This window comes from Rhodovarius sp., assembly GCF_040399605.1.
GTDB lineage: Bacteria > Pseudomonadota > Alphaproteobacteria > Acetobacterales > Acetobacteraceae > Rhodovarius > Rhodovarius crocodyli_A.
In genome coordinates, this window is sequence record NZ_JBBARU010000045.1 from 1 (window position 1) to 22789 (window position 22789).

General features: G+C 66.0%; 26 protein-coding genes. 15 read left to right on the forward strand and 11 right to left on the reverse strand.

Annotated features, from left to right (window positions below; genetic code table 11):
• From ABWP84_RS12040 to ABWP84_RS12060, 5 genes are all read right to left on the reverse strand, one after another.
• A partial coding sequence (locus tag ABWP84_RS12040) for a DNA/RNA helicase domain-containing protein (protein WP_353212278.1) occupies window positions 1-1474 on the reverse strand: 1474 nt, incomplete at its 3' end.
• A gap of 368 nt (window positions 1475-1842) precedes the next feature.
• Complete coding sequence (locus ABWP84_RS12045; protein WP_353212279.1) at window positions 1843-2679, reverse strand: DMT family transporter; 837 nt, start codon at window positions 2677-2679, stop codon at window positions 1843-1845.
• 23 nt (window positions 2680-2702) lie between these two features.
• The gene (locus tag ABWP84_RS12050; protein WP_353212280.1) at window positions 2703-3863 is read right to left on the reverse strand and encodes a GNAT family N-acetyltransferase; all 1161 of its coding nucleotides are present in this window, start codon (window positions 3861-3863) and stop codon (window positions 2703-2705) included.
• 83 nt (window positions 3864-3946) lie between these two features.
• Window positions 3947-4414 (reverse strand): RidA family protein, encoded by a 468-nt coding sequence (locus ABWP84_RS12055; RefSeq protein ID WP_353212281.1) that lies wholly within the window; start codon window positions 4412-4414, stop codon window positions 3947-3949.
• Window positions 4415-4427: 13 nt separating this feature from the next.
• Window positions 4428-5963 (reverse strand): hypothetical protein, encoded by a 1536-nt coding sequence (locus ABWP84_RS12060; protein ID WP_353212282.1) that lies wholly within the window; start codon window positions 5961-5963, stop codon window positions 4428-4430.
• A 132-nt stretch (window positions 5964-6095) separates the two neighbouring features.
• Between ABWP84_RS12060 and ABWP84_RS12065 the strand changes: the two genes are divergently transcribed.
• The 13 genes from ABWP84_RS12065 to ABWP84_RS12125 all read left to right on the forward strand — a co-directional run bounded on the left by ABWP84_RS12065 (window position 6096) and on the right by ABWP84_RS12125 (window position 15525).
• Complete coding sequence (locus ABWP84_RS12065) at window positions 6096-6446, forward strand: NADH-ubiquinone oxidoreductase subunit NDUFA12 family protein (protein ID WP_353212283.1); 351 nt, start codon at window positions 6096-6098, stop codon at window positions 6444-6446.
• Window positions 6434-6952, forward strand: coding sequence for an outer membrane lipid asymmetry maintenance protein MlaD (gene mlaD, locus ABWP84_RS12070; protein ID WP_353212284.1), 519 nt, complete (start codon window positions 6434-6436; stop codon window positions 6950-6952). The genes ABWP84_RS12065 and mlaD overlap by 13 nt, the downstream gene beginning before the upstream one ends.
• A complete protein-coding gene (locus ABWP84_RS12075) occupies window positions 6949-7164 on the forward strand; it encodes a hypothetical protein (protein ID WP_353212285.1) in 216 nt (71 codons plus the stop codon). The genes mlaD and ABWP84_RS12075 overlap by 4 nt, the downstream gene beginning before the upstream one ends.
• Window positions 7161-7523: a DUF2155 domain-containing protein gene (locus tag ABWP84_RS12080; protein ID WP_353212286.1), complete on the forward strand. Its 363-nt coding sequence runs from the start codon at window positions 7161-7163 to the stop codon at window positions 7521-7523. The genes ABWP84_RS12075 and ABWP84_RS12080 overlap by 4 nt, the downstream gene beginning before the upstream one ends.
• On the forward strand, window positions 7523-8779 hold the full coding sequence (locus ABWP84_RS12085; RefSeq protein ID WP_353212287.1) for an aminotransferase class III-fold pyridoxal phosphate-dependent enzyme: 1257 nt from the start codon (window positions 7523-7525) through the stop codon (window positions 8777-8779). The genes ABWP84_RS12080 and ABWP84_RS12085 overlap by 1 nt, the downstream gene beginning before the upstream one ends.
• Window positions 8780-8804: 25 nt before the next feature.
• Window positions 8805-9185 carry a rhodanese-like domain-containing protein gene (locus tag ABWP84_RS12090; RefSeq protein WP_353212288.1) on the forward strand — a complete coding sequence of 127 codons (381 nt, stop codon included), beginning with the start codon at window positions 8805-8807 and terminating at the stop codon, window positions 9183-9185.
• Between the two features lie 157 nt (window positions 9186-9342).
• On the forward strand, window positions 9343-10908 hold the full coding sequence (locus ABWP84_RS12095; RefSeq protein ID WP_353212289.1) for an ABC transporter substrate-binding protein: 1566 nt from the start codon (window positions 9343-9345) through the stop codon (window positions 10906-10908).
• On the forward strand, window positions 10909-11883 hold the full coding sequence (locus ABWP84_RS12100; RefSeq protein ID WP_353212290.1) for an ABC transporter permease: 975 nt from the start codon (window positions 10909-10911) through the stop codon (window positions 11881-11883).
• Window positions 11880-12779 carry an ABC transporter permease gene (locus ABWP84_RS12105; RefSeq protein WP_353212291.1) on the forward strand — a complete coding sequence of 300 codons (900 nt, stop codon included), beginning with the start codon at window positions 11880-11882 and terminating at the stop codon, window positions 12777-12779. The genes ABWP84_RS12100 and ABWP84_RS12105 overlap by 4 nt, the downstream gene beginning before the upstream one ends.
• Window positions 12776-13750: an ABC transporter ATP-binding protein gene (locus ABWP84_RS12110; RefSeq protein WP_353212292.1), complete on the forward strand. Its 975-nt coding sequence runs from the start codon at window positions 12776-12778 to the stop codon at window positions 13748-13750. Before ABWP84_RS12105 ends, ABWP84_RS12110 begins: the two co-directional genes overlap by 4 nt.
• Window positions 13747-14745 (forward strand): oligopeptide/dipeptide ABC transporter ATP-binding protein, encoded by a 999-nt coding sequence (locus ABWP84_RS12115; protein WP_353212293.1) that lies wholly within the window; start codon window positions 13747-13749, stop codon window positions 14743-14745. Before ABWP84_RS12110 ends, ABWP84_RS12115 begins: the two co-directional genes overlap by 4 nt.
• Window positions 14735-15358 (forward strand): hypothetical protein, encoded by a 624-nt coding sequence (locus ABWP84_RS12120; RefSeq protein WP_353212294.1) that lies wholly within the window; start codon window positions 14735-14737, stop codon window positions 15356-15358. Before ABWP84_RS12115 ends, ABWP84_RS12120 begins: the two co-directional genes overlap by 11 nt.
• A 29-nt stretch (window positions 15359-15387) precedes the next feature.
• Window positions 15388-15525, forward strand: coding sequence for a hypothetical protein (locus ABWP84_RS12125; protein ID WP_353212295.1), 138 nt, complete (start codon window positions 15388-15390; stop codon window positions 15523-15525).
• 98 nt (window positions 15526-15623) lie between these two features.
• Here the strand turns inward: ABWP84_RS12125 and ABWP84_RS12130 are convergent, their stop codons facing one another.
• The 4 genes from ABWP84_RS12130 to ABWP84_RS12145 form a co-directional block, all read right to left on the reverse strand.
• The gene (locus ABWP84_RS12130) at window positions 15624-16793 is read right to left on the reverse strand and encodes an MFS transporter (RefSeq protein ID WP_353212296.1); all 1170 of its coding nucleotides are present in this window, start codon (window positions 16791-16793) and stop codon (window positions 15624-15626) included.
• Entirely contained in the window at window positions 16790-17557 is a 768-nt protein-coding gene (locus ABWP84_RS12135) for an NAD kinase (protein WP_353212297.1), read from the reverse strand. The genes ABWP84_RS12130 and ABWP84_RS12135 overlap by 4 nt, the downstream gene beginning before the upstream one ends.
• The gene (locus tag ABWP84_RS12140) at window positions 17554-18393 is read right to left on the reverse strand and encodes a carbon-nitrogen hydrolase family protein (RefSeq protein ID WP_353212298.1); all 840 of its coding nucleotides are present in this window, start codon (window positions 18391-18393) and stop codon (window positions 17554-17556) included. Before ABWP84_RS12140 ends, ABWP84_RS12135 begins: the two co-directional genes overlap by 4 nt.
• 84 nt (window positions 18394-18477) lie before the next feature.
• Complete coding sequence (locus ABWP84_RS12145) at window positions 18478-19446, reverse strand: tripartite tricarboxylate transporter substrate binding protein (RefSeq protein WP_353212299.1); 969 nt, start codon at window positions 19444-19446, stop codon at window positions 18478-18480.
• Window positions 19447-19572: 126 nt separating this feature from the next.
• On the opposite strand from ABWP84_RS12145, the gene ABWP84_RS12150 reads away from it, so the two are divergent.
• Window positions 19573-20751, forward strand: coding sequence for an NAD(P)/FAD-dependent oxidoreductase (locus ABWP84_RS12150; protein WP_353212300.1), 1179 nt, complete (start codon window positions 19573-19575; stop codon window positions 20749-20751).
• Entirely contained in the window at window positions 20748-21362 is a 615-nt protein-coding gene (locus ABWP84_RS12155) for an isochorismatase family protein (protein WP_353212301.1), read from the forward strand. The genes ABWP84_RS12150 and ABWP84_RS12155 overlap by 4 nt, the downstream gene beginning before the upstream one ends.
• Here the strand turns inward: ABWP84_RS12155 and ABWP84_RS12160 are convergent.
• Together ABWP84_RS12160 and ABWP84_RS12165 are read right to left on the reverse strand one after the other, a co-directional pair.
• Window positions 21359-22093: a 3-oxoacyl-ACP reductase FabG gene (locus ABWP84_RS12160; protein WP_353212302.1), complete on the reverse strand. Its 735-nt coding sequence runs from the start codon at window positions 22091-22093 to the stop codon at window positions 21359-21361. The two genes, ABWP84_RS12155 and ABWP84_RS12160, sit on opposite strands and share 4 nt — an antisense overlap.
• 61 nt (window positions 22094-22154) lie before the next feature.
• Window positions 22155-22736, reverse strand: coding sequence for a DUF2889 domain-containing protein (locus ABWP84_RS12165; RefSeq protein ID WP_353212303.1), 582 nt, complete (start codon window positions 22734-22736; stop codon window positions 22155-22157).
• Window positions 22737-22789: the final 53 nt, after the last annotated feature.

The following is a 22789-nucleotide window of genomic DNA, read 5'->3' on the forward strand; positions in this document are numbered from 1 at the left end:
CCGTCTCGCCGCGGGCGCGGGTTAATAGAACGCGATAGGTGTTGCGGACGAAATCGAATTCCTTCCGATCCATTTGCCAGTCCGAACCAGCAAAACGCCGTGCCAGCCAAACCGCATCGCCGCGGATGAAATCACCACCCCAGGCCAGGCCTGCCACGTCCAGTTCCAGCCCTTGGCAGGCATATTCGGTCGCAGCGACTTCCAGCGCGTCGGATCCACGGATATCGGGCCAGCGGCGCAGGAACCAGTCCGGCACTTCCTTTGACGTGACCTCGGGGCCAAGGCCATCAGCGCGCAACCGCTTGGCGCCAGAGCTGCGCATCAGGCCGGGGCGGCGATTGCCGCGGGCAAAGTGTTGCAACGCCCTGCGCATCTCCTCCAACTCGCGGGTGAGGAAAAAAGGAAACTCCGCAACGTCTTCGGCGATGGCGCGCGCCGCCGCGGCGCTGCCACCTCTCAGCACCGCATCCACCCATGCCGCACTCTGGTCGGTGCGCAGGCTGCGGATGGGCATTGTGAGATCGAGGTCGGGGTCTATGGTGAGCCAGGCAGGATGCTCCTGGGCCAAGCGTTGGGTTGCGTCCGGACCGCCCAGGGCGCGGGGCGCGGCCACGGCCGACCAGCCGAATTGCGGCAGAACGCGGCCCCATTCCTCCAGGCCTGCCTCTCCTGTGTTGATCTCCTGGCCATTGCCGATGAGTGCCACCACCACAGCCCAGCCGGGGGGGCGGGACATGATGTCCAGGGTATGGGCCGGTTCGCTCATAGTCAGTTTACTAACGTTGTCTGTGCGCCGGTTACGAGCCGGGGCTTTTGCCTTGGCCTCGTCCCAGGCGCGCTGGGCTTCATCGAAAACAAGAATGTGCTCGGGTGGGACTTTATGGGAGGCGATATTGTCCTCCAGAAACTTGTGAACGTTTTGCAGGTTGGTCCTGGCGCTTCGGCGCGGTTCCCAACCATTTGCCCCTGTCCTCTCCTTCGCATCCATCTCCAGTGCTGCGCGCAACACCGCCACCAACGGGGCATTACCGGTCAGAAAGGCCGCGTGCTCCTCACGCTCCTTGGCGAAAACCGTGTGAAGACCACACAGCGTTTTTCCGGCGCCCGGAACACCCGTAACAAACACTGCTATGCGCTCGCTGGCCGCCCGCGCGCGCGTGATGGCGCGTTCAATGGCGGCGGAGGTGCGGGCGAGGCTGGCCCGGTCTGCCCCTGCGGCGGCGATTTCGGCCACGCCGTGGTTGTTGTACAAGCGCTTGGCGGCTTCGATAATTGTGGGAACTGGCCGATACTCTGCCTTGAGCCAGGCTTGCCCATTGAGCGGAGGTACAGGGACAGGCGCATGCGCCTGTACCCAGCCGATGGCCTGGGCCAGTTCGATGTCGGTGCAATGGATGGGGGCTAATACAGGATCAAGGAAAAGGCTTGGCTGCGGCGCCCCCACCGGCGCGCCGCCGGTCACCAGCACCGGCACTATGGGATGCGCCCTGCTACCGGCATGGAAGTCGCGCAAATCGAGCGCGTAATCCTCGGCCTCCCGCTTGGCCGCTGGCGAGCGATCCTTCAGCTTGAATTCCATGCACAAGATAGCGCGGTCGGTTAGCAGCACCGCATCGATGCGCTTCTCTAGCCTTACTAAGTCAAATTCCAGGGCTAACGTCCATTCGGCGCTGTCATGGGCAGCGAGAGCAGCGCGCAGCGTGGCGACCTGATGCTGCCACGCCTCCTCCTGCTCGGCCGAGCCGGAAAAACCGCGCCCTTGCTGGGCTGAGGCTAGACGTCCGACGATATCCGCAGGGTCATGCGCCAAGAAATCCGTTCCTGAGCAGGCGAACCAAGCCCTCATCGGCGAGAAGGCCAGGTCACCAACAGCATCGACACCATCATCAGAGCAAAGCCAATTCCATGCGTGAGATTTATAGTCTCACCCAAAAACACCACCGCCACAACCGCCGCACTCGCCGGCAAAAATGCCGTAAATACCCCCGCCACCCCAGCCGGCACGCGCCTCAACCCCCGATACCAAAGCAGCAGGCACAGCACGCTTGCCGTCAGCGAATGGAACACCAGCAAAAGCGCAATCTGCCCCCCGCCCAGCGCTCCCAGCGCCGAAAACCCCGGCAGCGCGAAGGGCAGCAGCACCGCGGCGGAAAACGCCTGCATCCAGAAACTGGCGGTGATCACCGGCGCCTGGCCGGCAATGCGTTTGGCCAGCAGCACGTACCCCGCCTCACCGCACACGCCGAGGAAAATGAGCGCATTGCCCAGCAGCGAGCCGCCGGCCTCACCACTCAGACGAGCAAGGGTGATGGCGGCCATGCCTGCCCCGGCCAAGGCGGCCGCTGCCCATTGCCGGGGCAATAACCGCTCGCGCAGGAGCAAAAAACTCCCCAGCGCCACCACGGCCGGCAGGGTGGCCAGCACCAGCCCCCCCTCCAGCGCCGTGGTAAAGCGCAGCCCCGCCAGCAGTCCGGCATTGTAGATGGCCGTGCCGAAAATCGCCTGGAAGAACAGGTTTTTCAGCACCGGCGGCCGCAGCGCCGGAAACCCCTCCAGCCCCCGCGCCAGGGGCCAGAGCACCACACAGGCGAGCATGCAACGCAGGCAGGCAATGAGCGCGATGGGCAGGCTCTCGGCCAAAACCTTCGCCACGCCGACATTGGCGCCGACCAGGATCATGGCCAACGCCAACTGGGCATAGGCTAGTCGCAAGTGTCATCCTGTTTGAAAGGCGAAAGCGTGGCCAGTTCAGCCATCTGCGCCCGCATCGCCGGGCGTTCCTGCTCCAGGAAATCCGCCACTGCATGGCGCAGGCCGCGATGGTCAATCCAATGCGCCGAATAGGTCTCCACCGGCAAATAGCCGCGCTGGATTTTGTGCTCGCCCTGGGCGCCAGCCTCGACGCGGGAAATGCCATGGGCAATGGCGAAATCGATCGCCTGATAATAGCAGAGTTCGAAATGCAGGAAGGGCACCTCCACGGTCGACCCCCAATTGCGGCCATAAAGCGCATCCTCGCCCCAAAGGTTGAGCGCGCCGGCCACCGCCTCGCCATCGCGCTCGGCCAGCATCAGCACCACCCGCTCGCCCAGGCGCTCGCCCAGCAAGCCCCAGAAGCGGCCATGCAGATAGGCGCTGCCCCATTTGCGGTCGGTGGTATTGCGATAGAAATCATGGAAGCGGCGCCAGATGGCGGGGGTGATCTCGGCGCCCTGCAAGGCGCGGAAGTTGAGGCCCTGGGCCGCCGCATCGCGCCGCTCGCGCTTGATCTGCTTGCGCTTGCGGCTGCTCATCTTGGCCAGAAAATCATCGAAGCTGGCAAAGCCCTCATTGGTCCAGTGGAATTGGGTGCCGATGCGCTGCAGCCAGCCGGCCTCGCCCAGCGCATCCCATTCGGGCCGGGTGCAAAAGGTGATGTGGATGGAGGAGCATTTTTGCGCCGCCATCGCCTGGCGCAGCCCCGCGGCCAGGGCGCCCAGCGCATGCGGGTGGTCGGGCCTGGTCAGCAGCCGCGGGCCCGGCACGGGTGAGAAGGGGGCCGCCACCTGCAGCTTGGGGTAATAGCTGCCGCCCGCCCGCTCATAGGCATTGGCCCAACCGTGATCAAAGACATATTCGCCATAGGAATTCGCCTTGGCGTAGCAGGGGGCGCAGCCCACCAGCAGCCCCGCCGCATCGCGCAAGACGGCGTGCTGCGGATACCAGCCGGTGCGCTCGCCGGTGCTGCCACTATCCTCCAGCGCCGAGAGGAAGGCGTGGCTCACAAATGGGTTTCCCCCGGCGCAGCCATCCCAATCCGCCGGGTCGATCTCCGCGATCCGCGGATGCAGGCTGAGTGTATATTCGGGTGAGGCATCCGGCATGATGGGAAGATGCCCCTGTATGGCGCCGCGTCAATCAGAAAGCGGCGACGTGGAATACGCGCCTGCGGGGGATCACCCCAGCCTCAGGCCGGCGAAATCTCCACCAGCGCCTCCACCTCGCAGCAGGCATCGGCCGGCAGGCTGGGCACGCCGATGGTGGTGCGCGCATGCCGCCCGGCATCGCCGAACACCGCCACGCAAAGGTCAGAAGCGCCGTTCATAATGGGCGCATGGCCGGTGAAATCGGCCGGTGCCGCAATGAAACCACCCAGCCGCAGCACCTTCTTCACCCGGCCCAGATCGCCACCACAGGCGGCCTTGAGCTGCGCCATCACATTGATGAAGCACAGCGCAGCGGCCTCCTTGGCCACCTCAGGCGTCACGCTCACGCCCACCTTGCCGGTATAGGCCACGCGGCCATCCTTCAGCGGGATCTGGCCGGAAACCACAACGAGGTTGCCGCTCACATTATAGCCCACGTAATTGGCGATGGGCGCTGCTGCCTCGGGCAGGGTGATGCCGAGTTCGGCCAGCTTCGCGTCGATGCTCATGGAATGATCCTTTTCAGGCGACAATGCGGAAATTGCGGCGCCGCGCCTCTGGCGCCGAGGTGAGGGGAAGGTCCAGCGGCAGCAGCGGTGATTGCTGTGCTGCGGTGCTCAGGCTGTCGGGCGCGCAATCGGCCTCGCTCGGCTGGGGCAAATCCGCCCGGCCGAGATAATCCGCCGCCAGCCGCCGAAAGGCCCAATCCAGCACCGATGTCGCCTGGGTGATCTCGCCATCGCCCTCCACCACGCCGGCCGGGCCAAAGCGCGTATAGGAGAAGGCCGTCACATAATCATCCAGCGCCACGCCATGGCTCAGGCCAATCGTCACCGCCTGGGCGAAGGCATCCATCAGCGAGCGATAGGCCGCGCCCTCCTTGGCCAGGCTGAAGGCCAATTCGCGCAGCTTGCCCTCGGCATCCTCGGCGGTGCGCATCGCCACGCGGTGGCCGCCCACCGAGGCGTGGAAGCTGCCGCCGGTGCTGCGCGGATGCGCCAGCAGGCCGCGCGCCGCCGGGCGTTCCACATGCGCGCGCGGCGGCCCGGGCACCGCCACCGGCGCCGGCGGCGCGGCATGCAGGAAGGGCAGCACCGCCTCGGCCATCGTTTTCCGCGCGGTTTCGGATACCGGCGCGAGCAATTGCCCCACCCTGTGCGGCGCCATCCGGGCGGCGGCGAGCGCGGCCCGGGTGGGAATTTCGGTGGCGCCGGTTGCAGTATAAACCGCCCGGGTGCTGCCGGCGGCGGGGAAGAGCCCGGCGGTCTCGGCGCCCAGCAGCGCCTCTGCGGCATCGGCCGGGGTCAGGGCGATGATCGCGCCATGGCGCAGGCCATGGCAGGCGCCCACGGCCTGCAGCGCGGCACTCGCGGCCTCGGCCAGGCCGGGCAGGGCGGTGGTGTCGGGCGGTGCGGGCCAGAGCAGGGCCACAGGCTCACGCGCGCCCATCCGCGCGGCCATGGCAGCGCTCTCGCCCTCAGCCACGCCCCGCATCAGCGCGGCCAAGCCAGCGGCCACGCGCCGGCCCTCATCACTGTCATAGGCAAGGCCCAGCGCCGCCAGCAGCCCGGCCATATCGCAAAAACCCAAGCGAAGTCGGCCCGCGCGGCCATTGCCCAGGGCGTCAAGGAAGCGCACCCCCAACACCACGGCTTCGGCAAAACCCTCCAGGTCGAAGCTGGCATCGGCATCAAGGAAGGCAGGCAGGTTCAGCACATAGCGTGCCTCGGCGGCCGTGCCGCGCCAGACCTCGGCGCCAGGCGCGCCCCTGCGGGTGATCAGGAGCGCGCGCAGCCCCTCGGCCAGGTGATTGGCCGCGGAATCATCCATGAGCCCGGCCTTGCGGCCACGGCTGAGAGCGCGCTGAATCCAGGCCTCGGCGGCGCGGGGCAGGCTGATGGGCCGGCTGCCCGGCACCAGCCCTGCCAGCGCCTCACCCGCTTCCACTGGCCAACCTGCCGGGATGGCCACGGCGCGAAGCGCCGCATCCGGGTCCGCCCCCAGCCTGTGGCGTGCCAGCGCCATCCCTTCCCACAATGTGCCGTTTATGCGTGCCATAGGGATGAGACTATGCCGGGATTTTCCCCGGTGAAAGCCGTATCTGGTAGGTCTTGGCGGATTGAACCACAAAACCTTGTGGACAAACACGCCGCGCTGGCGTGCTGCGACGCGCCATGGCATGCTCAACCTATGTCGATCCTCGAGATGCTCCACGCCCGCCTGACCGCCCGCAAAATCGGCCAGGACCGTTTTGGCAATACCTATTACGAAGCGCGCAAGACGCTGCCGGTGTATAACCGCAAGCGCCGCTATGTGGTCACCGCCCATGGCCAGGACCCCACCAAGGTGCCGGCGGAATGGCATGCCTGGCTGCACCACACCACGGATGCGCCGCTGGATGAGGCCGCTCGCCTGCCCTGGCAGAAGGAGCATCAGCCCAACCTGACCGGCACGGCTGGCGCCTGGCGCCCCAAGGGGCATGATTATTCCGGCGGGCAACGCCGGGTGACGGGTGGCGACTATGAAGCGTGGACACCGTGAAGGGGCGTTCCGCCCTTGAAATCATGACCGGCGCCGGCGTGCTTGCCGTGGCGGCCGCCTTCCTGTTCTACGCCGTGGCCCATGGCGGCCGCGGCGCCCAGCCGGGCGGCATGCTGCTCACCGCGCAATTCGACCGCATCGATGGCCTGGTGAATGGTGCCGATGTGCGCATTGCCGGCGTGAAGGTGGGCAGCGTCGTCTCCAGCAGCATCGACCCGCAAAGCTTCAATGCCGTGGTCGGCATGCGGGTGGATCGCAGCCTGCGCCTGCCCAGCGATAGCAGCGCTGAGGTCAGTTCGGATGGGCTGCTGGGCGGCAAATACCTCTCCATCGTGCCCGGCGGGGCCGAGCGGGTGCTGGCCGAGGGCGGCCGCATCACCGAGACCCAAGGCTCGGTCAGCCTGGAATCGCTGCTTGGCCGCTTCATCTTCTCGGTCACCCAGATGAACCAACCCGCCGCCGCCAATGCCGAGACCGCAGCCCCCGCCACGGCCGCGCCCCGGTGAACCCGCCCGAGACCTGGCCCGGCGCCGATGGCAACCCCCTCTCATGCCGCGAAAAGCTCAAGGTCCTGGCCGAGAACCATGCTGAGGCGGCGCAAATGCTGGCCGATATGCTGGAAGATGCGGTGATCATGGGCGTGGATGAGCGCGCGATGCGCCGCATCATGGCCGATCTGGTGGCCGGCCTGCCCTCGCCCCGGCGGCGCGCGGCGTGAGAGCGTTTTGGCTGGCGCTGTGCGTGTTGCTGCTGCCTGACCTGGCCCTGGCGCAAAGCTGGGCGCCCCGCCAGCAGGCCCAGCTTCAGGCGCTGGACAAGGTGACGGCGCGCGTCACCGTGCTTTCGGCCCGCATCGGCCAGCCGGCCAGCTTTGGCACGCTCACTATCCTGCTCAGCGCCTGCAATGCCAGGCCGGCCGATGAGGTGCCCGATGCCGCAGCCTGGATGCAAATCACCGATAGCCGGGCCGCCGCCGGCAGCGCCCCGGCCTTTCGCGGCTGGATGTTCGCCAATGCCCCGGCGGTCAACACGCTGGAACACCCTGTTTACGACATACGCATATTGGAATGCCGCTGATGGATTCACTGCTCGACACCGCCAACCGCGTGCTCCCAGGTGGGCATTTCGGCAATATGGCCGGCCTGACCCTGGTGGAAGGGCAGGGCGTCCATGTGCGCGACACTGCGGGGCGGGGCTATATCGATTTTCTCTTGGGCTCGGGCCCCATGTTCATCGGCCATGCCCATCCGGCGGTGACGGCGGCGGTGATGGAGCAGGTGCCGCGCGGCACCACCTTCTTCGCCAATAACCCCGCCGGCATCCGGCTGGCCGAGGCGATTGTCGATGCCGTGGCCTGTGCCGACCAGGTGCGCTTCGTCTCCAGCGGCTCTGAGGCCGATATGTACGCCATGCGCCTTGCCCGCGCCTTTCGTGGCCGGGAGAAAATCCTGAAATTCGAAGGCGGCTATCATGGCATGAGCGACCATGGGCTGATGTCGCTCTCCCCCAAGCGCGAGGCGAATTTCCCCCAGGCCATCCCCGATTCGGCCGGCATTCCCGCCCATATCGCCGATGACATGCTGGTCGCGCCCTATAATGATATCGACGCGATGCTGGCGCTGATCGAGGCACATCACGATGAACTCGGCGGCGTGATTCTGGAGCCGTTTCAGCGGCTGATCCCGCCCAAGCCCGGCTTCCTGGCGGCAGTGCGCGAGGCCACCGCCCGATATGGCATTCCGCTGATTTTCGACGAGGTGGTGACCGGCTTTCGCTTCGCCTATGGCGGCGCGCAGAGCTATTATGGCGTGACGCCGGACCTTTGCACGCTCGGCAAGATCATCGGCGGCGGCTTCCCGCTCGCCGCCATTGCCGGACGTGCCGACATCATGGCGCATTTTGACCGTGCGAAGGTGGGCGACGACAAATTCCTGATGCAGGTGGGCACCCTCTCGGGCAACCCCATCGCCGCGGCCGCCGGCCTCGCCACGCTGGAGGTGCTGCGCGAGCCTGGCGCCTATGAGGGTGTCTTCGCGCTTGGGCGGTGGATGATGGAGGGCCTCACCGCCCGCATCAAGGATGCGGGCATCGCAGCCCAGGTGGTGGGCGAACCCGTGCTGTTCGACGTGGTTTATGCCGGTGGCGAGATCGCCAATTATCGTGACATGCAGCGCGCCAATGCCCGCTACCAGGCCCATGTGAACCGCCATATGCGCGCCGGAGGCATCCTCAAGGGCGACAGCAAATACTATATGTCGCTGGCCCATACCCAGGCAGATGTCGCCCTGACGCTCGATGCCTTCGAGGCCGCCTTGGCCTGCATGCCGCGCTGAAACCAACAACCAAAAGGGAAACACCATGCCGCTTACCGTCAAAGATATGCTCGACGCCGCCCATGCTGCCGTGCCGAAGATCTCGGGCGCCGAGGCGATCACCCTGGCTGGCCAACCCGGCACGCTGGTGGTTGACCTGCGCGACAGCGCCGAACTCGCCGCCACCGGTAAAATTCCCGGCGCGGTGAATGTCTCGCGCGGGCTGATCGAATTCCGCGCCGATGCCTCGCACCCAATGCACAACCCGGCCTTCTCTGAGGCCAAGACCGTGATCGTGCATTGCGCCTCCGGCGGGCGTGCCGCCCTGGCGGGCAAGACGCTGCAGGATATGGGCTATAGTGATGTGCGCAACCTTGGCCGCTTGCAGGATTGGACCGAAGCCGGCGGCGAGGTCGAAAAGGGCTGAGGGCGGCGGCAAAACCCGCCTTTTAGCCAAGCCCTTTGCCGGCTGCATGAGCATAGCCGGCCTCTGGGCGAATGCGCTACACCTTGGACATCCCCTAGCCGCTGGCCGGTGCCGCTGCTAGGAATTAGTGACAATTTCGTCATGCAGGGAGACGAATATGCGTTTGGTATTGGCCGCTTTCGGGCTGGCGCTGAGTTTGGCTGGCGCCCAGGCGCAAACCCTGACCATGGCGGTGGGCGCGCCGGTCACCAGCCTCGACCCGCATTTCCACCAGCTCTCCCCCAATAACGCCGCCGCAGGCATGATCTTCGGCAAGCTGGTCGAGGATGACGCCAATGGCGTGCTCCGCCCGGGCTTGGCGCTGAGCTGGAGCGCGGTTGCGCCCGATACCTGGGAATTCCGCCTCCGCCCGGGTGTGCGCTTTCACAATGGCAATGCCTTCACCGCCGATGATGTGGCCTTCACCTTCGCCCGCATCCCCCAGGTGCCCAATAGCCCCAGCAGTTTCGCAGGCTTCGTCCGCCCCATCATTCGGATCGAGGTGGTGGACCCGCTGACCATCCGCTTCATCACCAACGGCCCCTATCCGCTGCTGCCGATGGACCTCTCCAACCTCTATATCCTGGACCGCGAGACCCACGCCAACGCCACCACCGAGCAGTTCAACTCCGGCGCGATGGCGATTGGCACCGGTCCCTTCCGCTTGGTTCGCCACGCCAATGGCGACCGGATAGAGCTGGAGCGCAATGATGGTTATCACGGCGAGGCGCCGGCCTTCGCCCGCGTGGTCTACCGTATGATCACCAATGACAGCGCCCGCATGGCCGCACTCCTGGCCGGCGATGTCGATGTGATCGACCAGGTGCCCACCGCCGACCTCGCGCGCCTGCGCAGCGATGCCCGCGTCAGCCTGTCCGAGATCATGGGGCTGCGGATCATCTTCCTCGGCCTCGACCATGGCCGCACCGATGCCTCGCCCTTCATCACCGACAATGAGGGTCGGCCCATTGCGCGCAACCCGCTGAAGGATGTGCGGGTGCGCCGCGCGCTCTCCATGGCGATCGATCGCAATGCCATCACCTCTCGGGTGATGGAGGGCAGCGCCACCCCCGCTGGCCAGTATCTGCCACCGGGCACCTTCGCCTATGTGCCCGATCTGGCCGCCCAGGCGCATGACCCCGAAGGTGCCCGCCGGCTTCTGGCCGAGGCCGGCTTCCCGCAGGGTTTCCGCATCACCCTGCATGGGCCGAATGACCGCTACCCCAATGACAGCCGCATCATCCAGGCCATTGGCCAGATGTGGACCCGGGTGGGCATTCGCACCACGGTGGAGGCGCAAACTTGGTCCACCTTCATCGGCCGCGCCGCGCGGGCTGAATTCTCGAGCTTTCTGGTGGGCTGGGGCAATAACCCCGATGGCAGCCACCCGCTGCGCAACCTCATCGCCTGCCCAAGCCCGGAGCGGGGCTGGGGCAATTCCAACCGCGGCCGCTACTGCAATGAGGCGCTGGATCAGGGCCTGATGGCCGCAATGCGAGAACTGGATAACGGCGCCCGCGCTGCCCAGTTGATCGCCTTGCAGCGCCTGGCGCTGGAGGATCTCGCCATCATTCCGCTGCACAACCAGACCAATATCTGGGCTTCCCGGCGCGGCTTTACCGTCACGCCGCGGGTGGATGAGCTGAGCATGGCGCAAAGCGTGCGCCCCGCGGCTGGCCGCTAAGTGGCGCTCTATCTGCTGCGCCGGCTCATGCAATCCGGCTTCGTGCTGGTGGCGATGAGCCTTTTGGTGTTCCTCGGCGTTTATGCGGTGGGTGACCCGATTGAGATTCTCATCTCACCGGATGCCGACCAGATCGAGAAGGAGCGCGCCATCCGCGCGCTGGGTTTGGACCTGCCGCTGTGGCAGCAATATCTGGTCTTTGTCGGCAAGGCTTTGCAGGGTGATCTAGGCCGCAGCTTCGTGTTCAACGAGCCTGCCATTCAGTTGATTTTGCAGCGCATGCCGGCGACGCTCGAATTGGCCTTTGGCTCGATGTTTCTCAGCATTCTGATCGGCCTGCCGTTGGGGCTTTATGCCGGGCTGCGGCCGAATCGCGCGTTGAGCAAGGGCATTATGGCCGGCTCCATCCTGGGGTTTTCGCTGCCCACCTTCTGGGTCGGGCTGATGCTCATCATGGTCTTCGCTGTGCAGCTGGGCTGGCTGCCCAGCACCGGCAGGGGCGATACGGCATTGCTGTTTGGCATCCCCTGGTCCTTTCTCACGCTTGATGGGCTGAGCCATATCCTGCTGCCGGCCATCAACCTCTCGCTGTTCAAGATCAGCCTGGTGATCCGCCTCACCCGCGCCGGGGTGCGCGAGACGATGCTGATGGATTACGTGAAATTCGCCCGCGCCAAGGGTCTCTCGCCATTCCGCGTCACCTTTGTCCATGTGTTCAAGAACATCATGATCCCGGTGGTGACGGTGGTGGGCCTCGAACTGGGTGGCACCATAGCCTTCTCCGTGGTGACGGAATCCGTCTTTGCCTGGCCGGGCATGGGCAAGCTGATCATCGACAGCATCAATGTGCTCGATAGGCCGGTCATCGTCGCTTATCTGATGATGATCGTGCTGATGTTCATCATCATCAATCTGGCGGTGGATATTCTCTACACCGTGCTCGACCCGCGGGTGCGGCTGGAGGCCAAGGCATGAGCGCGACCGCAGCCGTGCCGCAGGTGGAGACGCCGTTTCGGCGCTTCGTCTCGGAATTCTGTGCCTCGCCGCTTGCGGTGGGCGGGTTGGTGGTTTTCGCCATCATAGCATTGGTGGCGATACTAGCGCCCTGGATCGCGCCGCAGGACCCCTATGACCTCGCCGTGCTGGACATTATGGATGGCCGGCTGGAGCCGGGCAGTGTGGGTGGCTCGGGCATCACCCATTGGCTGGGCACCGATGACCAGGGCCGCGATATGCTCTCGGGCATCATGTATGGCTTGCGCATCTCATTGTTGGTGGGGGTGGGGTCCGCTTTGATCGCCTGTCTGGTGGGGGCATCGCTCGGGCTGCTCGCGGCTTATGCCGGTGGGCGGACCGATACGATGATCATGCGCCTGGTTGACCTGCAATTATCCTTCCCCACCATCCTGGCCGCGCTGATGATTCTGGCCTTTCTCGGCAAAGGCATCTTCAATGTCGTTATCGCGCTGGTGATCGTGGAATGGGCCTATTACGCCCGCACGGTGCGCGGTTCGGCCCTGGTGGAAAGGCGGCGGGAATATATCGAGGCAGCGATGTGCCTGGCCCTGCCCACCCGGCGCATCCTGTTCAACCATTTGCTGCCCAATTGCCTGCCGCCGCTGATTGTGGTGGGCACCATGCAGATCGCGCGCGCCATCGCGCTGGAGGCGACGCTGTCCTTTCTGGGCCTGGGTGTGCCGATCACCGAACCATCCCTCGGCCTGCTCATCGCCAATGGCTATGAGTATATGCTGAGCGGCAAATACTGGATCAGCTTTTATCCCGGCATCGCCTTGCTGATCACCATCGTGGCGATCAATCTGATGGGCGACCAGATGCGTGACGTGTTGAATCCGAGGCTGAAGAAGTGAGTACCCTCGAAGTCAAAGGCCTCTCCACTCATTTCTTCACCCGCGCGGGCGTGGTGAAGGCCGTTGAAGACGTGTCTTTCAGTGTCGGCCGCGGCAAGGTGATGGGCCTAGTGGGCGAGTCCGGTTCCGGCAAGACGGTGACCGGCTTTTCCATCATCGGCCTCGTCGATGCGCCAGGGCGCATTGTCTCCGGTGAGATCCTCTTCAAGGGCCGCAATCTGGTGGGCATGGGCGAGGCGGCGCTGCGCGAGTTGCGCGGCAATCGCATCGCCATGATCTTCCAGGACCCGATGATGACGCTCAACCCGGTGTTGCGCGTCGATACCCAGATGATCGAGACGGTGCAGGCACACCAGAAGGTGGACCGGGAAACCGCCCGCCAACGCGCCCGTGACGCGCTGGGCATGGTGGGTATTCCCAGCCCCGATGAGCGGTTGAAATCCTACCCGCACCAATTCTCCGGCGGCATGCGCCAGCGCGTGGCCATTGCCATCGCCCTGTTGCACCAGCCCGACCTGATCATCGCCGATGAACCCACCACGGCCTTGGACGTCACCATCCAGGGCCAGATTCTCGCCGAGGTTCAGAAACTGGCGGCCAATACCGGCACCTCGCTGATCTGGATCACCCATGACCTCTCGGTGGTCGCGGGTTTGGCCGATGATATCGCGGTGATGTATGCCGGGCGCATTGTCGAGCAGGGCTCGGTGGATCAGGTGCTCGATGTGCCCTTCCACCCCTATACCCATGGGTTGATCGGCTCGGTGCCCAGCCGCAACAAGCGCGGCGTGCCACTGCGGCAAATTCCTGGCACCACGCCCAGCCTGATGTCCCTGCCGCCCGGCTGCGCCTTCAAGACCCGCTGCGAACGCGCCGACGCCGCCTGCGAGACCATGCCCGGCCTGGCCGAAATCGCCCCCGGCCGCTTCGCCCGCTGCGTTCACCCCCATATCGAGATCCTGCCGGCATGAGCGACACCATCATCGAGCTGCGCGGCCTGACCAAGCGCTTCGAAAAAACGCTCGACTTCGCCGGCCGCACGCTCAAGAAGCTGGGCCTGCCGATGAAGCAGGAGGTGGTCCATGCGGTGGATGGCGTGGACCTGGCCATCCGCAAGGGCGAGGTTGTCGGCCTCGTGGGCGAATCCGGCTGCGGCAAATCCACCCTCGGACGCATGGTGGCCGGCATCATGACCCCCAGCGAGGGCGAGATGTTTTGGCGCGGGGCCAATACCAAAACCCTCTCCGAAGCGGCAGGGCGCGAGGCCAAGCTGCGCACCCAGATGATCTTTCAGGACCCCTACGCCTCGCTCAACCCGCGGATGAAGGTGGAGCAGATCGTCGGTGAGGCGCCGCTCTATCATGGCATGACCAATCGGGCGGAATGGGCCGGCTATGTCGATGCACAAATGCGCCGCGCCGGCCTCGATCCCGCCTTCAAGTCTCGCTACCCGCACCAATTCTCAGGCGGCCAAAGGCAGCGCATCGGCATTGCCCGGGCTTTGGCCGTGCAGCCGGAATTCATCGTCTGCGATGAGGCGGTGGCGGCGCTCGATGTGTCCATCCAGGCGCAAATCCTGAACCTATTCATGGACCTCCGCCGCGACCTGGACCTGACCTACCTCTTCATCAGCCATGATCTGGGCGTGGTGGAACACCTCTCCGACCGTGTGGTCATCATGTATCTCGGACGTGTGGTGGAGCAGGCCCCGTCGGAAGAAATTTTCGCCCGGGCCAACCACCCCTATACCCAGTCGCTGCTCTCCGCAGTGCCGCGGATCGAGGCGCGCCGCCGCGCCTTCAACGTGGTGCAGGGCGAAATCCCCTCGCCGCTCAACCCGCCCCAGGGCTGCCATTTCCATCCGCGCTGCGCGCATGCCACGGCGCGCTGCAAGGTTGAACGGCCGGCCTTGCGCGAAATAGCGCCGGGGCATTTTTCGGCCTGTCACTTGAACGATGCGGCCTAGCGAAGGCGGCAACCGCCAGGGCGCTGTCCCGCCCTATTTCGGCCAATGGGAAAGCCCTCGCCGCATTCGCGGTTTCCTCGCCGGGCGCGACGCCGCGCAAGACCCGACCTGGCCCGCCAGCGGCGCGCAGACCGCAGCAGAATATGCAATTTGGGCCGATCATCTCTGCGGCATGGCCTGCCTGAAAATGGCGCTGGCCGGCCGTGGCCAGACCTGGAGCATCCATGCCCTGCGCCGCGCCGTGCAGGGCCATGGCGGCTATGTCGAAACGCCAGAGGGCATCAAGGGCCTGATCTATGCGGGCGCCGTGGAATGGTTGCGAACGCAAGATATCGCCGCCGCCATCCGGGTTAACCTCACCGCCGGAAAACTGGCCGGGCTGCTGACGACGCACCTCATCATCGCCTCGGTCCATCCGGCGATTCGCCGGCCGGAGTGCCAACCGCCGGGGCGTGGCGGCCATCTCGTGCTGCTTTTCGGGACTGACAGCGAGGGATGCCTGCGCTTCCACAACCCCTCGGGCGATAGCGTTGCCACACAGCGCGATGTGCGCCTCACGCCCCGGCAATTTGGCGGTTTTTTCGCCGGGCGCGGTATCCTGTTGCCGCGTTGAGCCCGCCGGCCCATATCCCTGCCATGCGCATGACCCTTTTGCTCCTCCTCGCCCTTGCCGCCTGCGCCGCGCCTGCGCGTCGGGATGATGCGCCATCCGCCATTCCATCTGGGCCCACGCTGAGCATTGGCGGCGGCATCGGCAATTATTTCGGCACCTCGCGCTAGAGCCGTTTCACCGAGAGCGAAGACGGTGAAACGGCTCTAGCCTCTGTTTTACCGTATTTTCTGGGTCGCCTTGCGAAGTCGCAAGGCTTGAAAATGCGCTAAGCGTGCCCAGCCTCGGTGCGCTCCCCACGGATCGCCACCACAAACCCCGCCACGGCCACCAGCCCCACCACCGCCAGCAGCCCCGGCACCGGCGCATAGCCGCCGCCCCATTGCCACACCAGCGCCAAGGCAGAGGGTGCCAGCGCGCGCGGCAGCACTGTGATGGCACTCAGCGCGCCAGTGATGGCACCATAGCCCTCGCGCCCCATCAACTCCACCGGCGCCGTGGCGCGCACAATCGTCATCAGCCCATCCGCCATGGCCCAGCACAGCACGAAGCCCAGCAGCCACCACGGGCTGTCCCCGGCCAGCCACAGCCAAGTCAGCCCAATTGGCAGCAGCGCTGCGGCGAAGACCCCCACCGCCAGCACCCCCACCCTCGCCCCCAGCATGAACAGCACCGCCCGGGCCGCCACCTGAAACGGCCCATGCAGCGCGAGCAGGGTGATCACCCAGCCCTCGGCAATGCCGCGCTCTCGCAGCAGCAGCACCAAATGCGCCCCCAGCCCCACGCCAATAAAGGCATGCGCGGCTAGGCAGGTGGCCAGCCCCCAAAATGCCGGCCGCCGCAGCACCGGCCCCAATCGCATCGCCGGCGCCGCGGCCCGCCCCCGCGCGGCTTTCGGCAGGCCCCAAATGGCCAGGGGCACCGGCAAGGCCTGCAGCAGCGCCAGCACCAGCAGCGCCTGGCGCCAGCCCAACCCCTCCACCAGCGCCGAGACCAAGGGCACGAAGACCGTGCCGGTGAAGCCAGTGATGAAGGTGAGCGCGGTGATGGAGCGCACCGGTTCGCGCGCCGCCGCCATCATCACCGCCATGGCAGGCCCCCAGAGCGCCATGGCATGCACCACCCCCAGCGCCAACCACACCGCGTATAGCCCGGTGAGGCTGCCCACCCCGGCCCAGCAGGCCAGCAGCACCGCCCCAGCCAAGCCCCCCCATGCAATCGGCCCACGCCCGCCATAGCGGTCCACCCAGCGCCCTGCCGGCACCGCCGCCAGCCCCGAGACCAGCAACCCCAAGGTAAAGGCACCGGCAATGGCCGAGCGTGACCACCCCATCTCCGCCTCCATCGGCGCCAGCACCAGGGCGAATGGGATGAACAGCGTGCCCCAGCCCACCACCTGAGTCGCGGCGATGGTCCAGATCAGCCGGCCGTCGGTCACACCGCGAACTGCTCCGCCAGGATCCGTTCCGACAGGTTGGTATCCGGGTCAAACAGCAGGGTGAGGGTGATGGAGCGGTCCTCGCGCACCTCCACCCGGCGCACATCGCGCACCTCGGTATAATCGGCCACCGCGGCAACGGGGCGCTTGTCCGGCTCCAGCACCTCAAACACCACCCGCGCATCGCCGGGCAGCAGCGCGCCGCGCCAGCGCCGGGGGCGGAAGGGCGAAATCGGTGTCAGCGGCAGAAGATTGGCCGAGAGCGGCACAATCGGCCCCTGCGCCGAGAGGTTATAGGCCGTGCTGCCGGCCGGCGTTGCCACCAGAATGCCATCGCAGGCCAATTCGGCCAGCCGCTCCTTGCCATCGATCAGAATGCGCAGCTTGGCGGTCTGCCGGGTCTCGCGCAGCAGCGATACCTCGTTGATGGCCAGGGCGGCATGGGTGGCATGGGCGGTATGCGCGCGCATGCGCAGCGGGTGCAGATTGGCTGATTGCGCCGCCGCCACGCGCTCAAACAAATGCTCCTCGCGATAGGCATTCATCAAGAAACCAACCGAGCCGCGATTCATGCCATAGACCGGCAAATTGCGGCCGAGATAGCGGTGCTGGGTTTCCAGCATGAAGCCATCGCCGCCCAGCGCCACCAGCGCCGTTGCCTGCTCAGGTGGGCAATTGCCATAGAGCGCAACCAGCCGCTCCAGCGCCGCCTGCGCGCCATCGGAATTGCCGGCCAGAATGGCAATGCGCTGCCCCGTGCTCAAAGGGATAGGCGCCTTGCATCGCGGTGTTCGAGCACGGGCATATCGCGCCGCACCCGCGCCGTCACCGCGGGGTCGATCCGCGCGGTGGCCCAGCCCTGGCCATCGCTGGCCTTGGCCACCACATGGCCCCAGGGGTCGGCCACCAGGGAATGACCATAGACGAAGCGGGTCGCGCCGCGTTCATCATAGCCGCCCCAACTGGCGGCGGCGGCAATCCAGCACTGGCTCTCAATGGCCCGGCTGCGCAGCATCACCTCCCAATGATCCTTGCCGGTCTGCAGGGTGAAATTGCTGGGCACGAAGATAACCTCCGCCCCCATCCGCCGCAGCGCCATATATTGCTCGGCGAAGCGGATATCGTAGCAAATGGTCAGCCCTAGCGTCACATCGCCAAGCTGACAGGTGACCAGCCTATCGCCCGCGCCATAAAGCGCGCTTTCGCGATAGCCGGTGCCATCGGGGCCAGTGATGTCGAAAAGGTGAATCTTCCGGTAGCGCGCAATCTCCGCGCCGTTGCGGTCAAAAACCAGCGTCGTGTTGAACAGTTTTTCCGGCCCGCGCTCGATCATGCTGCCGCCATGCACGGTGATGCCATGGGCCACCGCCACCGAGCGCAGGAATTCATAGGCCACGCCGCCAGTGCCGCCGGGCTCGGGCAGGATTTCCGCCGCCGCCTCCCGCGCCTCGCGCCCGCCGCCCAGATTGGTCCAGGTCTCGGGCAGGGAGATCAGGTCGGGCCGGTCGGCGCCCACGGCGCCCTCGATCAGCCGCCGCGCCTGGTCCAGGTTGGCCTGCTTGTCACTGCCCTGGTTCATCTGGATGACGCTGATGCGCATGATGCGACCTCGCTGTTAACGGGCGCATCAAGCGCGTTTGTGGCCCCCTCGGCAAGCCGGGGCTCAGCGCCGCGCCAAACCCCGCTACCCCCGCGTCGCCCCCGCCGCGCGCACCACCGGGCCCCATTTCGTCTCCTCGGCGATCATAAAGGCCTGGTATTCCGCCGGGCCCGCCGGCCAGGCATCGGCGCCGAATTCGGCCAGCTTGGTCACGACCGCGGGGTCCGCCAGGGCGCGCAGCACGGCCTGGGCCAGCCGGTCGATCACCGGCCGGGGTGTGGCAGCCGGCGCCACCAGCCCATACCAGCTGGCGACGTCAAAATCGGGAATGCCCGCCTCCTGCATCGTCGGCACATCGGGGTATTGCGACCAACGGCGAGCGGGGCTGACCGCCAGCGCCGTCAGCAGCCCCGCGCGCACCTGCTGGGCCGAGGCAGGGGCATTGTCGATGGCAAACAGGATTTCCCCGGTCAGCACCGCCTGCATATTCGGCGCGGTGCCGCGATAGGGCACATGGGTCAGGTCCACCCCGATCCTCTGGCCGAACATCACGCCCGAGAGATGCGATGAGGTGCCCACCCCGGCCGAGCCAAAGGTGCCCGCCGCCGGATTGGCCCGCACAAAGGCCACCAGATCCGCCACCGTGCGAAACCCATGCCGCGGATGGACGATCAGGCAATTCGGCATCGACGCGATGCGCGCCACGCCGGCCAGGTCCCGGTTCGGCTCAAAGCCGCCCGGCCGGCGGTGCAAATGCGGCCCAATGCCGTTGGAGGCGATGTGGTTGATGAAGAAATTATAGCCATCCGGGGCCGCCGCGCCGCAGATCTCCGCCGCCAGCATCCCCCCCGCACCGGGCCGATTATCCAGCCAGAAGCTATGCGCCAACACCTCCCGCAGGCTGGGCTCGATAATGCGCATCAGAATATCCGAGGCACCGCCCGGCGCACCACCCACCAGCACCCGCCAGGGCTTCTCCGGCCAGGCCGGCTGGGCGAGGGCAAGGGCGGGCAGGGCGGCACCCAGCAGGGCGCGGCGCGCGATTCTTGGCATGGTATCCTCCATATTTTCGCCAAGCCTGACGCGGGGACCCGCCCTGTGACAAGCGCAATCCTGCAAAGGGGATGCGCGCCGCCACTATCTGGCATAATCGAGAGGGTAATTTCCAAGGGGTGCGGCATGGATCATGTGTTGGTTGCGGGCGCGGGCCCGGTGGGCATGGTGGCGGCAAGTTGCCTGGCGGATGCGGGCATCAAGGTGACCATCCTGGAGCAATCGCCCGATCTGCCCGATGATCTGCGCGCCAGCACCTTCCATCCGCCCACCCTCGATATGCTCGAGCGCTTCGGCGTGGTGCCGGCGATGATCGAGCAAGGCCTCGTCTGCCCGCAATGGCAGGTGCGCGACCGCGAAAAAGGCGTCATCGCCACCTATGATCTGGGCGTGCTGAAGAACGACACCAACCACCCCTATCGCCTGCAATGCGAGCAATGGCGCCTGACCCGCATGCTGCGCGACCGCCTGGCCAGCAACCCCGACGTCACCTTCCAATACGGCGCCTGCGTGCAGGATGTGACGCAGGACGCCAATGGCGTGGATGTCCGGCTCGAACATGGCGAGACCATTCGCGGCACCTGGCTGATCGGCTCGGATGGCGCGCGTTCCGCCGTGCGCCGCGCCCTGGGGGTGAATTTCGAGGGCATGACCATCCCCGAAATCTACCTCACCCTCTCCACCAGCTTCCCCTTCCATGAGGCGATCAGCGATCTCGCCAATATCGCCTATATCAGTGACCCGGAGGAATGGTTCGTGCTGCTGCGCACCGCCAGCCTGTGGCGCCTGCTGCTGCCGACCGACCCGGCGGAGACCGAGGAAGGCATGCTCCGCCCCGAGCGCATCGAGGCCCGCATGCAGGGCGTGCTGCCCACCGGCACGCCCTATAAGGTGCATCACCGCACCGCCTATCGCGTGCATGAGCGGGTGGCAGAGAAATACCTAGTGGGCCGGGTGATTTTGGCCGGCGATGCTGCGCATGTGAACAACCCGCTGGGTGGCATGGGCATGAATGGCGGCGTGCATGACGCCTTCAACCTGGCCGAGAAATTGACCCAGGTGATCCAGGGCGCCGACCCCGCTTTGCTCGGCCGCTACGAACGCCAGCGCCGCAAGGTGGCGGTGGAGGTTGTGCAAAGCCAGGCGCTGCGCAACCGCAACAACCTCAATATGCGTGAACCGGCCAAGCGCGAGGCAGCCTTCGCCGAAATGCGCGCCACGGTGGAGAGCGCCGAAAAGCACCGCGCCTTCCTGCTGCGCGGCTCGCTGATCCAATCCCTGCGCGATCTGGAGGATGTCGCATGAGCCATCCGGAAGAAGCCATCTACCAGGCCCAAGGCATGGGCAATTCCTCCGGCATGGGTGCAGCACCCGCCCTGGTGCTGGTGGATTTCGTGGTGGGCTTTGCCGACCCCGCGCATTTTGGCGGCGGCAATATCGGGCCGGCGATTGAAAATGCCGTGGCCCTGCTGGCGCATGCCCGCGCCAAGGCCTGGCCGGTGGCGCATACCCGCGTGGTCTATGCCGATGATGGCAGCGATGGCGGCGTCTTCACCCTCAAGGCGCCCTCATTGTTGAAACTGACCGAAACCTCGCCGCTCTCGCAGATCGTGCCGCAACTGACCCCCATCCCGGGCGAGCTGGTGGTGCGTAAACGCGGCGCCAGCGCTTTTTTCGACACCCAACTCTCGGGCTTTCTGCGCTTGCGCCGGGTGGATACGCTCATCGTGGGGGGCTGCACCACCTCGGGCTGCGTGCGCGCCACGGTCGTCGATGCCATGCAGCATGATTTGCGGACCATCGTGGCAGTGGATTGCGTGGGCGACCGGGCGCTGGGGCCGCATGAAGCCAACCTCTTCGACATGCGGCAGAAATATGCGGATCTGATGACCAATGCGGCTTTGATGGCCGCCTAAGTCTCCGCCCCGCCATTGATCGCCAGCATCTGGCCATTGATGAAGCCGCCATCCTCGGAGGCGAGCAGCCGCACCATGGCCGCCACCTCAGCCGGACGGCCCATCCGCCCCACCGGCACCCGCCCCACCATCGCCTGGCGATAGGCGGTGGGGTGCTCGGCCTCGTCATCGGCCGCGATGGGGCCGGGCGAGATCGCATTCACCGTGATGCCCTTGGGCCCGAATTCCTTGCCCATGGATTTCGTCAGGCCCCAAAGCCCGTGTTTGGCAACCGAGACTGGCGCCCGCCCGGCATAGCCATGGATGGCGTTCATGCCGGTGAAATTCACAATCCGGCCCCAGCCGCGTTCCAGCATGCCGGGGATGCAGGCCTGGGAGAGCCAGAGCGCTGCCTCCAGATCCACCGCCATCACCCGCCGCCAATCCTCCGGCGTGATCTCCAGGAAGGGCTTTTGCGGCCGCAGGGCGGCATTGTTCACCAGCACATCCACCCCACCAAAGGCGGCAATGGCCTCGGCCGCAATGCGGGCGCATTCGCCCGGCTGCCCCACATCGCCCATGGCGACCAGCGCACGCGCACCCAGCGCGCGGGCCTCGGCCGCCACGCTCTCCGCCGCCGCACGGTCGGACGAGCCGTTGATCACCACCGAAAAACCCTCCCCCGCCAGGGCCAGGGCCACCGCGCGGCCAATATTGCGCCCAGCGCCGGTGATGAGTGCTGTCTTTGTCATGGGTCTCGCCTTTTCTCGATGGCGGGCATGATCAACGCAGCACCGCGCCGCGTCCAGGCTCTCAGTCTTCTGCCCATTCCGGCCAGCGCTTCTTCACCACCGGGCTGTTCGGCGCATAGGCATGGCAGGTGCCCAGCAGCGATGGCTTGGCGCCGGGCTGGGTTGGCGGCTCGCCAGCCACATCGCGGTTTTTGCGGGCCTCGCGCGCCAGCCTGGCCCGGATGGGATAAAGCGTTTGGAACGCCACCGTGGCCATTTGCGCCAGCACCTCGCGCAGATGGGTGCAGCCTTTGACACCTCCCACCCGCTCATGCACCGCCTTATTGAAACCCGGGCCGATCTTCAGCCCGGCCAGATTGGCGAAGGCGGGCGCGGCACCGGGGCAGATGGAATAGGGGGTAAAATCGCTCGCCGCCTCGCAGGCAATGACGTTCATCTCGGTGTCGATGGTCATGCGCACCCACATGCCATGCAGCGGCTCGCCCGCATTCACCTGGCCACGATCATCGCTGGGGAAGCCATAAGTCTTGGTATCGACCAGATTGGCCTCGATATCGAACAGGCCATCGCTGCGCTGATAGCCCTTCAGCGTGATATCGCGCTGGTGCTGCAATTCGCGGTCAACGGGGTGGGAGAGCGGCATGGAGGCCTCATTCTTCGTGGTAATTTCCCTCAGTAGCCCGCAGCACGCCGCTT

Coding starts and splice junctions, on each gene's coding strand:
- ABWP84_RS12045 (WP_353212279.1), bottom strand. CDS start 2,679: ATGATCCTGGTCGGCGCCAATGTCGGCGTGGCGAAGGTTTTGGCCGAG.
- ABWP84_RS12125 (WP_353212295.1), top strand. CDS start 15,388: ATGACCCTTTTGCTCCTCCTCGCCCTTGCCGCCTGCGCCGCGCCTGCG.
- ABWP84_RS12120 (WP_353212294.1), top strand. CDS start 14,735: ATGCGGCCTAGCGAAGGCGGCAACCGCCAGGGCGCTGTCCCGCCCTAT.
- ABWP84_RS12105 (WP_353212291.1), top strand. CDS start 11,880: ATGAGCGCGACCGCAGCCGTGCCGCAGGTGGAGACGCCGTTTCGGCGC.
- ABWP84_RS12115 (WP_353212293.1), top strand. CDS start 13,747: ATGAGCGACACCATCATCGAGCTGCGCGGCCTGACCAAGCGCTTCGAA.
- ABWP84_RS12095 (WP_353212289.1), top strand. CDS start 9,343: ATGCGTTTGGTATTGGCCGCTTTCGGGCTGGCGCTGAGTTTGGCTGGC.
- ABWP84_RS12065 (WP_353212283.1), top strand. CDS start 6,096: ATGTCGATCCTCGAGATGCTCCACGCCCGCCTGACCGCCCGCAAAATC.
- ABWP84_RS12050 (WP_353212280.1), bottom strand. CDS start 3,863: ATGCCGGATGCCTCACCCGAATATACACTCAGCCTGCATCCGCGGATC.
- ABWP84_RS12085 (WP_353212287.1), top strand. CDS start 7,523: ATGGATTCACTGCTCGACACCGCCAACCGCGTGCTCCCAGGTGGGCAT.
- ABWP84_RS12060 (WP_353212282.1), bottom strand. CDS start 5,963: ATGGCACGCATAAACGGCACATTGTGGGAAGGGATGGCGCTGGCACGC.
- ABWP84_RS12160 (WP_353212302.1), bottom strand. CDS start 22,093: ATGACAAAGACAGCACTCATCACCGGCGCTGGGCGCAATATTGGCCGC.
- ABWP84_RS12145 (WP_353212299.1), bottom strand. CDS start 19,446: ATGCCAAGAATCGCGCGCCGCGCCCTGCTGGGTGCCGCCCTGCCCGCC.
- ABWP84_RS12150 (WP_353212300.1), top strand. CDS start 19,573: ATGGATCATGTGTTGGTTGCGGGCGCGGGCCCGGTGGGCATGGTGGCG.
- ABWP84_RS12165 (WP_353212303.1), bottom strand. CDS start 22,736: ATGCCGCTCTCCCACCCCGTTGACCGCGAATTGCAGCACCAGCGCGAT.
- ABWP84_RS12090 (WP_353212288.1), top strand. CDS start 8,805: ATGCCGCTTACCGTCAAAGATATGCTCGACGCCGCCCATGCTGCCGTG.
- ABWP84_RS12055 (WP_353212281.1), bottom strand. CDS start 4,414: ATGAGCATCGACGCGAAGCTGGCCGAACTCGGCATCACCCTGCCCGAG.
- ABWP84_RS12155 (WP_353212301.1), top strand. CDS start 20,748: ATGAGCCATCCGGAAGAAGCCATCTACCAGGCCCAAGGCATGGGCAAT.
- ABWP84_RS12140 (WP_353212298.1), bottom strand. CDS start 18,393: ATGCGCATCAGCGTCATCCAGATGAACCAGGGCAGTGACAAGCAGGCC.